Here is a 12,292-nt window from a genome sequence, read left to right as displayed (position 1 = left end):
CACTCCTGCTTCTATATAAAGAAAGATTTACCAACGAAAGCGTAACGACGGCGCCGCCGCTACCGGAGCCGGCGCTGCCACCGGTGCAACACCGCCCTCCACAGTCTGCGGCGCAGGCACCGGAGCCGGCGCTTCTGGCGGCAACTCCTGCAACTTCGCCAGCGAGAGTTGCGCACGCAACTGCTCGGCGCTGCCGTTGACCCGGTAGACGATACGATCGCCGTCAACAGTCTGCAGACGCACGCCGAACGGTTCGAGTAACCGCAACAACGCCGCGTAATGCTCCAGATTCATGCCCTGCACTTCGAGGGTCTGCTGCCCTGACACACCGGGCTTGACCACAAAGCGCGGCGCCAGGCGCTCGGCCACAGCCAGCATCACCGCATCGGCCACAGCGGCCTGATCGGCACCCTGCACGCTGCCAGCTTCTTTCTGATCGCCCAGCCACAGACGCCACTTGGCCTGCCACTGCCCGCCTTCTTCACGGGCATGCACGGCCAGCAAGGCGTCGGCGTTGTAGCGTTCGGAGGCACTGCGCAACGGCGCGGCATCGGCGCCCTCGAGTGTCGGCGCGGTGGCGACCAACTGCTCGCTCAGGTCGGCCAGCGGCAGGCGCAGCGGCAAGCCGCGATGTTGCGCCGCCGCGCGCAGTGGTGCTGCAGCGGCCTGACCATCGCCGACCAGACTCGAGCCTTCGGTCGAATCGTTCAGCCACCAACCGAGAATCGACGGCCGATTGGCGCCCCACAAGGATAACCCGGCGCGACGCAGCGCCTGCTCGCTGGTCCCCGGGTCGAAATCGACCTTCAGCACTTCCGGCGGCCCGGCATCGAAACCGAATTGGCTGATGATCTGCTGCGGATCCTTGCGGATCGCCGCCAAACCAGGACTTTGCGGGGCTTTCGGGTCGCCGGTCAGACGCAGCACCAGCGTGTCGAGCGCCGCCTGCGTGGCGCGATCGCGCTCTTCCGGCGCCTGGCCGGTGACTGGCTGGCGTACCTGATAAAGACCTTTGAGATTTTCGGCATGACTCGCCAGGCTGAGCAGCGACAGACAGCCTACAAACAAAAATTTTACAAAACGCATGGAGAATTCCCGTCGACAGGAGCGGCTGGAACAGGCCGCGTGAACCGTTTGAGCAAGGCTGTGACCCCAGGCCTGCGCAAAACATTCACACGGCGGCGGTAAGTTTTTGCACAGTGATAACGATAGACGGTTAATGGCCACACCTTATACAGACGTTCAGGGCGCTGGATTGTAAAAAAATTCCGCGGATATGGCCCTGCCCGTCGGTGCGAGGATGGCCGCTGCCCCTCAAGCCTGATAAAATCGCGCGCCTTCGCAGACCGGCAACAGCCGGGCACCCCGAAACTCGCGTGAGGCCACCGCCACCTCGATTTCGATGTTCCCGCTGAACTCGGTCGTTACCCCCTGAATCCCCTCCCCTAAAGGCCTGGATCATGAGCAAGCAACCCTCCCTGAGCTACAAGGACGCCGGTGTAGACATCGACGCCGGTGAAGCATTGGTCGAACGCATCAAGAGCGTCGCCAAGCGCACTGCGCGCCCGGAAGTCATGGGCGGCCTGGGCGGTTTCGGCGCCCTCTGCGAAATCCCGGCCGGCTACAAGCAGCCCGTGCTGGTGTCCGGCACCGACGGCGTCGGCACCAAGCTGCGTCTGGCGCTGAACCTGAACAAGCACGACAGCATCGGCATCGACCTGGTCGCCATGTGCGTCAACGATCTGGTGGTGTGCGGCGCCGAGCCGCTGTTCTTCCTCGACTACTACGCCACCGGCAAACTCAACGTCGACACCGCAGCCCAGGTGGTGACCGGTATCGGCGCCGGCTGCGAACTGTCGGGTTGCTCGCTGGTGGGCGGCGAAACCGCTGAAATGCCAGGCATGTACGAAGGCGAAGACTACGACCTGGCCGGCTTCTGCGTCGGCGTCGTGGAAAAAGCCGAAATCATCGATGGCTCGAAAGTCGCCACCGGTGACGCGCTGATCGCCCTGCCATCGTCCGGTCCGCACTCCAACGGCTACTCGCTGATCCGCAAGATCATCGAAGTCTCCGGCGCCGACATCGAAACCATCCAGCTCGACGGCAAACCGCTGACCGACCTGCTGATGGCCCCGACCCGCATCTACGTCAAGCCACTGCTCAAGCTGATCAAGGACACCGGCGCGGTCAAGGCCATGGCCCACATCACCGGTGGTGGCCTGCTCGACAACATCCCGCGCGTGCTGCCAAAAGGCGCTCAAGCGGTGGTTGACGTCGCCAGCTGGACCCGTCCTGCGGTGTTCGACTGGCTGCAAGCGCAAGGCAACGTTGACGAAACCGAGATGCACCGCGTGCTGAACTGCGGCGTCGGCATGGTCATCTGCGTGGCTCAGGAGCACGTTGAAGTGGCCCTGAACACCCTGCGTGACGCGGGCGAGCAGCCTTGGGTCATCGGTCAGATCGCCGCGGCTGCCGAAGGCGCTGCCCAGGTCGATCTGCAGAACCTTAAGGCTCATTGATGTCCGCACCCTGTGATGTCGTGGTGCTGTTGTCCGGCACCGGCAGTAACTTGCAGGCTCTGATCGACAGCACGCGGACCGGCGACAGCCCGGTCCGCATCGCTGCAGTGATTTCCAATCGCGCCGACGCCTACGGCCTGCAGCGCGCCAGCGACGCGGGTATCGCCACCCGCTCGCTGGATCACAAGGCATTCGAAGGCCGCGAGGCCTTCGATGCTGCACTGATCGAACTGATCGACGAATTCCAACCGAAACTCGTGGTACTGGCCGGCTTCATGCGCATTCTCAGCGCTGATTTCGTCCGTCATTACCAGGGTCGTCTGCTCAATATCCATCCGTCGTTGCTGCCTAAATACAAAGGGTTACACACTCATCAGCGTGCGCTGGAGGCCGGCGACACGGAACACGGCTGCTCGGTGCACTTTGTCACTGAGGAACTCGATGGCGGGCCACTGGTCGTACAGGCAGTATTACCGGTAGAGTTGCACGACACGCCGCAGAGTCTGGCGCAGCGCGTCCACGTTCAGGAACACCGGATTTACCCGATGGCGGTACGCTGGTTTGCCGAAGGCAGGCTGGCACTCGGGGAGCACGGTGCTTTGCTGGACGGGCAGTTACTCGCCGCCAGCGGCCACTTGATTCGAATCTAGGAGATATTATGCGTCGCGCCCTGCTCTTCGCTTGCGCTCTGCTCGCCCTGCCCTTCGCGCAGGCAGCGGACCTTCAACCGTTCTCCGCCAGCTACACCGCCGACTGGAAGCAACTGCCCATGAGCGGCACCGCCGAGCGCAGCCTGGCCAAGGAAGCCAACGGCGTCTGGAAGCTCAGCTTCAAGGCCTCGATGATGATCGCCAGCCTGACTGAAGAAAGCACCCTGACGCTGGACAAGGACACCTTGCTGCCACAGTCCTATCACTTCGAACGCGGTGGTCTGGGCAAAGCCAAAAAGGCTGATCTGGATTTCGACTGGAACAACAAACTGGTCACCGGCACCGACCGTGGCGACGCGGTGAAGATCCCGCTGAACCGTGGCATGGTCGACAAGTCCACCTATCAACTGGCGCTGCAGCATGACGTGGCCGCCGGCAAGAAGACCATGAGTTATCAAGTGGTCGATGATGGCGAAGTCGATACCTATGACTTCCGCGTGCTGGGCTCGGAAAAAGTCGAGACCAAGGCCGGCAAGATCGACGCGATCAAAGTCGAACGCGTGCGCGACCCGACACAAAGCAAGCGCATCACCGTGCTGTGGTTCGCCAAGGACTGGGATTATCTGCTGGTGCGTCTGCAGCAGGTCGAGACCGACGGCAAGGAGTACAACATCATGCTCCAGGACGGTACGGTCAACGGCAAGGCTGTCAAAGGCAGCTGATTCATAGCAGAACAAAGAGCCCCGCGGAATGCGGGGCTTTTGTTTATCTGTTCGATGATACTGCGCGGCGGCCCTACCCCTCACCCCAGCCCTCTCCCGAGGGAGAGGGAGCCGACCGAGGTGTCTGCCGCTAACCATCGACCTGAGAAACCGAGTCGAATATGGATTCCAAAGCATCGCACGATTAGTCCCCTCTCCCTCCGGGAGAGGGTTAGGGTGAGGGGCTTTTCGAAATAACACACTCAAACCGAAAACCGCGTCACCATCCCGTTCAAATCCACCGCCAACCGCGACAACTCCTGACTCGCCGCACTGGTTTGATTGGCCCCGGCCGACGTCTGCATCGCCAGATCGCGAATGTTCATCAGGTTACGGTCCACCTCCCGCGCCACCGCGGCCTGCTCCTCCGAAGCACTGGCAATCACCAGGTTGCGTTCGTTGATCAGGGTAAACGCCGAGGCGATCTCTTCCAGCGCCATACCGGCAGACTTGGCCAGTTCCAGCGTCGAACGCGCCCGCGTATTGCTCTGCTGCATCGAACTGACCGCCGAATCAGTGCCCTGCTGAATCCCGCCAATCATCTGTTCGATTTCCTGCGTCGATTGCTGGGTGCGATGGGCCAAGGCCCGCACTTCATCGGCGACCACCGCAAAGCCACGTCCGGCATCACCCGCGCGCGCGGCCTCGATCGCGGCGTTCAAGGCCAGCAGATTGGTCTGCTCGGCAATCGAACGAATCACATCCAGCACCTTGCTGATGCCATGAATCTTCTGCGCCAGATCTTCGACCTTGGCCGCGTTCTGGGTCACGTCGCCGGCGAGAAATTCGATGGATGTCACGGTCTGCTGCACTTGCTCGCGACCCTGGCGGGCGATGCGATCGGATTCACGCGACGCTTCGGACGTGGCCACGGCGTTATTCGCCACCTCCTCCACCGCCGCGGTCATCTGGTTGACCGCCGTGGCCGCCTGCTCGATTTCCTGACTTTGCTGATGCAAGCCGCGGGTGGCGTCTTCGGTGACGCTGCTCAGTTCTTCGGAAGCCGAGGCCAGTTGCGTAGACGACTCGGAGATCCGCCGGATCGTGTCACGGAGGTTGTGCTGCATGCTCTTGAGTGCCTGCAACAGCCGCGCCGGCTCGTCTTTGCCAGCGATGTGAATATCGCCGGTCAAATCACCGCCGGCGACGACTTCAGCCACGCTGAGCGACTGAGTCAATGGCACGACGATGCTGCGGGTCAACAGCCACGCCAGGCCAATGGTGATCAGCGCGGTCAACGCAATCATCGCGGCAACCCAGACCCGTGAATGGTTGAACACCTGACGTGCCGCCTCGGTGGCCAGATTCGCATTGTGCTTGTTCAGATCGACCAGTTCGCGCAGGGTGACGGCGATCTCGTCGGCCAGTGCGCTCATCTGCTCGTTGAGAATCGTTGAAGCTTCGGCTACCCGATTCTGCCCCGACAGCTGCACAACCTGCGCCTGAAGCTCAAGGTACTTGTGTTCGGCGACCTTGAAGCGATCGAACAACGCCCGTTCTTCAGGCAGGGCGATAAGCCCCTCATAGCGCCGCTGCGTCTCGGTCAGACCATTGCGCAGCTCGTTGAGCTTGGCGACGTTCTGCTCAAGCGCCCTGGGGTCTCGATTGAGCAGCAGGCGCATGGTCAAGGCGCGCAGGCGCAGCATGTCCTGACTCATGTCGCCGACCGCCATCACGCTCGGCAGCCAGTTGTTGTCGACCTCATCGGACTGCGCGCGCATGTTCGACATTTGCAGCAAGGCAAACGCCCCAAGGGCAAATACCATCACCGCCAACAAGCCAAACCCCACGCCGGCGCGCGGGGCGATATTGAAATTACGGATGTTCATGACACTGGCTCCTTCCAAAAGCGCTGCATCAGCCTGCAGCGGGTTGCTTTAGAAGGTATCGGCATTGCCTTGAAATTGCGTAAGACGAAAAGGCGATAGGCAGACGAGCGGCTAGTTCGAAGCGCTGGGCTTAATGTTTCAGCGCTGGTCAGGGCTTTTGAGCGTATCGCGCGGCAGTATCGCCAGGAAGTTATCCCGCGCAACCTTCCGGGCCACCGCCTCCGGCAGTGCATCCAGAAACGGACGATAGCTGTGCATTTCCCGACCGAGTTTGTTGAATCGTCCTACCACGTCAGAGCCGAGCATAAAGCGATCAGGGTACTTTTCCACCAGCGCCAGCCACTCCGGCCGAGGTTTTCCCTGCTCATCCAGCAGGTAAGGCGTGAGCATGCTCCACGACAGATCGACGAACAGATTCGGATAAGCCTCAAGCATGCGCGTCAGGGTCGGCAGCAAAAACGGCAGCTGCTTCTGATGCCGATGGATTTCCGCACTGGTGCCCGCATGCGCCCAGATGAAGCGAGTGTGCGGATGATTACGCAGCGACTCTTCGACTTCCTGCAGATACAGCGGATTTTTCTCACGTTTGGAGGTGATGTTGGAATGCAGCATCACTGGCAGATCATTTTCCGCAGCAAGGTGATAGATCTTCGTCATCGCTTCGTTGTTGGCTCGCGGGGTGTCGCCCGCGGTGAGCGCTGTCAGATCGTCGTGCCGGGTAAACACTTCGCCAATGCCCTGCCACAGCCCCGGATACAGGTCGAGCATGCGCTGGATGTGCGCGGCGGAGTTTTTGTCGTTGGGATTGAAACCTGACAAGAACGGATGGAAGTACTGGCGCTGTTCCGGCGACAGCTTTTGCACCGCATCGGCAATGATCACGTCGGTGGCGCTGTACCAGTAGGCGTCGGCGTCATCACCGGCGTAATAGCGCGGGCGCTTGGGTTCGTCCTCGTGCCACTTCTTCGCCACGGGAATGCCGGAAATCATCACATGCTCGATGGAGTTTTCCTTCATGGCTGCCAGCAGTTTCGCCATGCCGGCGCTTTCCTGGAAAAAATCCACGTAATGCAGGTGCGCATCGCTGTAGGTGTATTCGCGGGCATGGGCAGTCCCGGCAAGAGCCAGAAGGCAGACGACAATCAGACGAGACAAAAACACAAGTAATCTCCGGCAAGTGGGCATAGCCTAGACCCCGCCCGAAGGACAAGGGTTCAGCCCTCACGGAAAGCGGAACGCGTACCGGTGGGAATGTTCTATAACTGCAAGGTCTTGCCTGATCCAACGATTTTTCCTGCTGCCTGTGAGGTTCTCATGACTGTTACCGTCAATACCGTCTCCGCTGAAGGCTATCGTCACACCGTACAAATCGATGACCACGAACTGTTTGCCGACGTGCCGAAAACGGCTGGCGGTGAAGGTTCGGCGCCTGAGCCACACGATTATTTCGATGCCGCACTTGGCGCCTGCAAAGCGCTGACGCTGAAGATGTATGCGAAGAAGAAGGACATCCCGCTGACCGGCGTTGGCGTCGACGTCAAACGCGACAACAGCGAAGAGCAGAAAGGCAAATACGTCCTGCATGTCACCCTGACCCTCAAAGGCGTACTCACCGACGCGCAACGCGACGAACTGTTGCGGGTCGCCGACCGTTGCCCGATTCACAAACTGATGACCACCAGTGACGTGACGATCGAAACCCACACCCCGCAAGGCTTCGACAGCCAATAAACCTCCCATGGCCAGCGGCGGGTTATGCTTCTGGCATCGCCCGCTCAGCCTGGAATATCCCCATGGATACGCAACCCCTGATCATCCGCCCGCGCGCCGAAGACGTCGAAGGCCAGCCGATCCTGCGCCCGCTGCCGTCAGCCAAATGCCGCAGCGTCGGGCCTTTCGTGTTTTTCGACCACATGCTCGAGACGGTTTATCCGACCGGCAAAGGCATGGACATCCGACAGCATCCGCACATCGGTCTGTCGACCCTGACCTATCTGTTCGAAGGCCAACTGCAACACAAGGACAGCCTTGGCTCGGATCAAGTAGTCAGCGCTGGTGATGTCAGCTGGATGACTGCCGGCAGTGCGATCGCCCATGTCGAGCGCACACCGGCGCCGTTATTGGCGCAAAGCTTTACTTTGCATGGGTTGCAGGTCTGGCTGGCCTCGCCCAGGGAACACGAACAGGGGCCGGGACACTACAGCCATCATCCGGCGGCGAGCTTGCCGGTCAGCGATAACCTCGGCGTGCAGATCCGCATGATTGCCGGGTCAGGCTTTTGCCTCGAATCGCCGGTGCCGGTGCTTTCTCCTACGCTGTATGCCGAAGTACAGATGCAGAGCGCAACGACGCTGCTGATTCCGAGCGAGCATGCAGAGCGGGCGGTGTATGTGCTGAGTGGCGATGCGCAACTGAACGGCGAAGCCATCGAGGCCCACGCGTTGGTGGTGCTGCCGGCCGGGGAAGAGATGAGTCTGTTTGCCGAAAGTGATGTGCACGCGGTGATATTCGGCGGTGCGGCGCTGGACGGGCCGCGACGGATCAACTGGAATTTCGTCGCCAGTGATCCGGCGGCGATCGATGAAGCACGGCGCAAATGGGCGGCCGGGGATTGGCCGACGGTGCCGGGGGAAGTAGAGCGGATCGAGTTACCCTGAGATTTATATCGCCTGGAAAATTGCTATCGCGAGCAGGCTCACTCCTACAGGGGAACGCATTCCAACTGTAGGAGTGAGCCTGCTCGCGATGAGGCCCTATCAGCCACCACAGAATGGTTGCCTGACAACTGAATCAGCCCTTGAACACTTCATCCAGCAAATCATGCATCGCTTTGAACGCCCGCTTCGCGGTCTTCTCGTCGTACATCATCTTGCCCGGCACGTTCGCATGCGGGTCGGTAAACGAGTGCACCGCGCCGCCATAGCTGAGCAACTGCCAGTCCACGCCGGCGGCGTTCATTTCGTCTTCAAACGCTGGCAATTGCTCTTTCGGCACCAGCGGATCGGACGCGCCGTGCAGCACCAGCACTGAGCCCTTTATGTTCTGCGCATCCGCCGGGTTCGGCGAGTCCAGCGTGCCGTGGAACGACACCGCCGCTTTCACCGGCGCGCCAGTGCGGGCCAGATCCAGTGCACAGCAGCCGCCGAAGCAGAAACCGAACACCGCCAGTTTCGACGTATCGACCGCCGCTTCACCCTGGCTCTGCAACTGCTCGAAAGCCACTTGCAGACGTTTGCGCAGCAGAGCGCGGTCGTCCTTGAGTGGCATCATCGCCGCCAGCGCCTGATCGGCATTCTGTGGACGTACGCTTTGACCGTAGACGTCAGCGATCAATACCACATAACCCTTGGCCGCTACCGCTTTGGCGATGTCTTCGGCACCGGCGCTGACGCCCATCCAGTTCGGCGCCATCAACAAACCCGGCAGCGCACCCTTGTGCTCGGCATCGAAGGCCAAACGACCTTCATAAGGCTGGCCGTCAATCTGGTAGATCACGGAACGTACAGTGACTTGGCTCATTTCTGACTCCTGATTCGTTAAACACCAGAATGAAAAAACCCGCCGAAGCGGGTTTTTCCTACAACGTGATCAAACCGACAGTTCAACCAGCAGCTTGTTCAGACGGCGCACATAAGCGGCCGGGTCTTTCAAGCTGTCGCCAGCAGCCAGCGCGGCCTGATCGAAGAGAATGTGCGACAGGTCGCCGAAACGCTCTTCGTTCTGCTCGCCATCGAGTTTCTCGATCAGCGGGTGGTTCGGGTTGAATTCGAAGATCGGCTTCGAATCCGGCACCTTCTGCCCGCTCGCCTCGAGGATCTGGCGCATTTGCAGCCCCAGGTCCTGCTCGCCAATGGCCAGAATGGCTGGCGAATCCGTCAGGCGATGCGACACACGAACTTCCGCAACGGACTCGCCCAGCGCGGTCTTCAGGCGCTCGACCAGACCTTCCTTGGACTTGGCGACTTCTTCTGCAGCCTTCTTGTCCTCTTCCGAGTCCAGATTGCCCAGATCGAGGTCACCGCGTGCCACGTCGACGAAGGTCTTGCCGTCGAACTCGCTGAGGTAGCTCATCAGCCACTCGTCAATGCGGTCGGTCAGCAGCAGCACTTCGATGCCTTTCTTGCGGAAGACTTCCAGGTGCGGGCTGTTCTTGACCTGCGCGTAGGTCTCACCGGTGAGGTAGTAGATCTTGTCCTGACCTTCCTTGGCGCGGGCCAGGTAGTCGGTCAGACCGACGATCTGCTCGCCGTCGTCACCCTGAGTCGATGCGAAGCGCAGCAGACCGGCAATTTTCTCTTTGTTGGCGAAATCTTCTGCCGGGCCTTCTTTCATGACCTGACCGAAGTTTTTCCAGAAGCCCTTGTATTGCTCTGGCTCGTTCTTCGCCAGTTTTTCCAGCATGTCCAGTACGCGCTTGGTCAGCGCAGTCTTCATCGAATCGATGATCGGGTCTTTCTGCAGGATTTCACGCGACACGTTCAGCGACAGATCGTTGGAATCGACCACACCTTTGATGAAGCGCAGGTACAGCGGCAGGAACGACTCGGCCTGATCCATGACAAACACACGCTGCACGTACAGCTTCAGGCCTTTTGGCGCTTCACGCTGGTACAGATCGAACGGGGCGCGGGCCGGCACGTAGAGCAGCGAGCTGTACTCGAGCTTGCCTTCGACCTTGTTGTGACTCCACGACAGTGGGTTCTCGAAGTCATGCGCGATGTGCTTGTAGAACTCCTGGTATTCCTCGTCCTTCACTTCAGTGCGCGGACGGGTCCACAGGGCGCTGGCGCGGTTGACAGTTTCCCACTCGACGGCAGGAGCCTCTTCGCCTTCAGCCGCGGTGACTTCTTTCGGCAGCTCGATCGGCAGCGCGATGTGGTCGGAATACTTTTTGATGATGTTGCGCAGACGCCAGCCATCGGCGAACTCGTCTTCACCGGATTTCAGATGCAGGACGATGCGGGTACCGCGCTCTGGCTTGTCGATGTTGGCGACTTCGAACTCGCCCTCGCCTTTCGACGACCAGTGCACGCCTTCGCTGGCAGCAGTGCCGGCGCGACGGCTGTAGACGTCAACCTTGTCGGCAACGATGAACGCGGAGTAGAAACCCACGCCGAACTGACCGATCAGGTGCGAATCCTTCTTCTGATCGCCGGACAGGTTTTTCATGAAATCGGCAGTGCCGGACTTGGCGATGGTCCCCAGGTGGGTGATCACATCGTCACGGTTCATGCCGATACCGTTGTCTTCGAGAGTGACGGTCTTGGCGTCCTTGTCGAAGCTCACACGGATTTTCAGGTCAGCGCCGCCCTCGAGCAACTCTGGCTTGGCCAGCGCTTCGAAGCGCAGCTTGTCGACAGCGTCAGAGGCGTTCGAGATCAATTCGCGCAGGAAGATTTCCTTGTTCGAATACAGCGAATGGATCATGAGGTGCAGCAGCTGCTTTACCTCGGTCTGGAAGCCCAGGGTTTCCTTTTGAGTTTCCACACTCATGGTCATCAAACTCCAATCAGATGGCAGTGGCCGTGACCCGAATGGTCGGCGGCGGGTTGTCATCTGAGTTTGGGGCGCCGTTCAGGATTTCAAGGGTTCATCGATTTTGAAGTGCGCACGCGCAGTGGCAATCGGTTCAGCCTCGGTCGTTTGCCAGGCGGTGATCGCCACATTGGCAACCCGACGCCCCTGCCGGCAGACCTGGCATTTGGCCCATGTGTCGCGAAACTGCCCGGCGCGCAGGTAGTCGAGGGAAAAGTCGATGATCTTCGGCACGCCCGGGGCGCCAGTGAAAATCAGCAGATGCAGGGCGGCCGCCAGCTCCATGAACCCGGCAATCACCCCGCCATGGATCGCCGGCAATAAAGGGTTACCAATGTTGTCCTTGTTCGCCGGCAGCTTGAACAGCAGCTCATCGCCTACCCGCGAGCACTCGATGCCGATCAGGCCGGCGTAGGGGATCAGCTTCAGCAACGGCCCATAGTCGCCTTGCGCATGGGCCAGCTGCAATTGCTGCTTGAGATCATCGCTCACGGCTTGACTCCCTTGATTGCGCCGCCAAAGCCCTGAGTGCCTTTGAGCGCCTTGCCCATCCGCATGAACGTGCCGACAACGTGGGCAATGGGTTGTTCGGGATCGTCCTGGTAGGCGAATCCGCGGGCGAAAATCACGTCAGTGGTGACTCGGTAGCACTGGGCAAAGCCATAGACATCTTTATGCGGCTCGGCGGCGTGCATGTAATCGATGCGCAGATCGAGGGTTGGGCAGACTTCGAATTCCGGCAGCACGCACAAGGTCGACATGCCGCAGGCCGTGTCCATCAGCGAGGTAATCGCGCCGCCATGAATCACCCCGGTTTGCGGGTTACCGACGATCTGCGCACTGTAGGGCAGGATCACCGTCAGGCCTTCGCTGGAGGCGCTCTGCACCTTTAACCCCAGCACCTGACAGTGGCGCAACGCCGAGAGAAACCGCGTCGCGCGCTCAAAAACGCTGTTTTCAGCCATTTGATCATTACTCGCGTTAAAGCCTTTTGCCAG

12 protein-coding genes and 1 pseudogene are annotated in these 12,292 nt (G+C 60.2%); 5 read left to right on the top strand and 8 right to left on the bottom strand.

The genetic code is table 11. The features are described from left to right. Nucleotides 1-27: 27 nt before the first annotated feature. A complete protein-coding gene (locus ACYYKW_RS19225) occupies nucleotides 28-1,086 on the bottom strand; it encodes a DUF2066 domain-containing protein (RefSeq protein WP_464990849.1) in 1,059 nt (352 codons plus the stop codon). Nucleotides 1,087-1,460: 374 nt separating this feature from the next. Here ACYYKW_RS19225 and purM point away from each other — a divergent pair, with 374 nt between their 5' ends. From purM to ACYYKW_RS19210, 3 genes are read left to right on the top strand one after another with little or no spacing between them, the layout of a single operon-like run. Next, the gene (gene purM, locus ACYYKW_RS19220; RefSeq protein ID WP_093103321.1) at nucleotides 1,461-2,519 is read left to right on the top strand and encodes a phosphoribosylformylglycinamidine cyclo-ligase; all 1,059 of its coding nucleotides are present in this window, start codon (nucleotides 1,461-1,463) and stop codon (nucleotides 2,517-2,519) included. Next, a complete protein-coding gene (gene purN, locus ACYYKW_RS19215) occupies nucleotides 2,519-3,169 on the top strand; it encodes a phosphoribosylglycinamide formyltransferase (protein WP_090282430.1) in 651 nt (216 codons plus the stop codon). Before purM ends, purN begins: the two co-directional genes overlap by 1 nt. Before the next feature lie 8 nt (nucleotides 3,170-3,177). Further along, entirely contained in the window at nucleotides 3,178-3,891 is a 714-nt protein-coding gene (locus ACYYKW_RS19210; RefSeq protein ID WP_090282429.1) for a DUF3108 domain-containing protein, read from the top strand. Between the two features lie 242 nt (nucleotides 3,892-4,133). On the opposite strand, the gene ACYYKW_RS19205 is transcribed toward ACYYKW_RS19210, so the two are convergent. The 3 genes and pseudogenes from ACYYKW_RS19205 to ACYYKW_RS19195 form a co-directional block, all read right to left on the bottom strand. Beyond that, nucleotides 4,134-4,997, bottom strand: coding sequence for a methyl-accepting chemotaxis protein (locus ACYYKW_RS19205; protein WP_464990860.1), 864 nt, complete (start codon nucleotides 4,995-4,997; stop codon nucleotides 4,134-4,136). Continuing rightward, nucleotides 4,989-5,759, bottom strand: a pseudogene (locus ACYYKW_RS19200) (MCP four helix bundle domain-containing protein); the annotation flags it as partial. The gene ACYYKW_RS19205 and the pseudogene ACYYKW_RS19200, both read right to left, overlap by 9 nt. Nucleotides 5,760-5,897: 138 nt before the next feature. Beyond that, on the bottom strand, nucleotides 5,898-6,944 hold the full coding sequence (locus ACYYKW_RS19195; RefSeq protein WP_464990848.1) for an amidohydrolase family protein: 1,047 nt from the start codon (nucleotides 6,942-6,944) through the stop codon (nucleotides 5,898-5,900). A 129-nt stretch (nucleotides 6,945-7,073) separates the two neighbouring features. On the opposite strand from ACYYKW_RS19195, the gene ACYYKW_RS19190 reads away from it, so the two are divergent. Continuing rightward, nucleotides 7,074-7,490: an OsmC family protein gene (locus ACYYKW_RS19190; RefSeq protein WP_090282426.1), complete on the top strand. Its 417-nt coding sequence runs from the start codon at nucleotides 7,074-7,076 to the stop codon at nucleotides 7,488-7,490. Nucleotides 7,491-7,552: 62 nt separating this feature from the next. Beyond that, the gene (locus ACYYKW_RS19185) at nucleotides 7,553-8,416 is read left to right on the top strand and encodes a pirin family protein (protein ID WP_336357141.1); all 864 of its coding nucleotides are present in this window, start codon (nucleotides 7,553-7,555) and stop codon (nucleotides 8,414-8,416) included. Between the two features lie 133 nt (nucleotides 8,417-8,549). Here ACYYKW_RS19185 and ACYYKW_RS19180 read toward each other — a convergent pair whose 3' ends face one another. The 4 genes from ACYYKW_RS19180 to ACYYKW_RS19165 form a co-directional block, all read right to left on the bottom strand. Continuing rightward, nucleotides 8,550-9,278 (bottom strand): dienelactone hydrolase family protein, encoded by a 729-nt coding sequence (locus ACYYKW_RS19180; RefSeq protein ID WP_090282424.1) that lies wholly within the window; start codon nucleotides 9,276-9,278, stop codon nucleotides 8,550-8,552. A 69-nt stretch (nucleotides 9,279-9,347) separates the two neighbouring features. Beyond that, a complete protein-coding gene (gene htpG / locus ACYYKW_RS19175; RefSeq protein WP_464990847.1) occupies nucleotides 9,348-11,252 on the bottom strand; it encodes a molecular chaperone HtpG in 1,905 nt (634 codons plus the stop codon). 81 nt (nucleotides 11,253-11,333) lie between these two features. Further along, a complete protein-coding gene (locus tag ACYYKW_RS19170) occupies nucleotides 11,334-11,786 on the bottom strand; it encodes a PaaI family thioesterase (protein ID WP_464990846.1) in 453 nt (150 codons plus the stop codon). Beyond that, complete coding sequence (locus tag ACYYKW_RS19165; RefSeq protein WP_090282422.1) at nucleotides 11,783-12,259, bottom strand: PaaI family thioesterase; 477 nt, start codon at nucleotides 12,257-12,259, stop codon at nucleotides 11,783-11,785. The genes ACYYKW_RS19170 and ACYYKW_RS19165 overlap by 4 nt, the downstream gene beginning before the upstream one ends. Between the last annotated feature and the right edge of the window lie 33 nt (nucleotides 12,260-12,292).

The organism is Pseudomonas sp. 15C (assembly GCF_055484735.1).
This window is presented reverse-complemented; position numbering and strand designations above follow the sequence as displayed.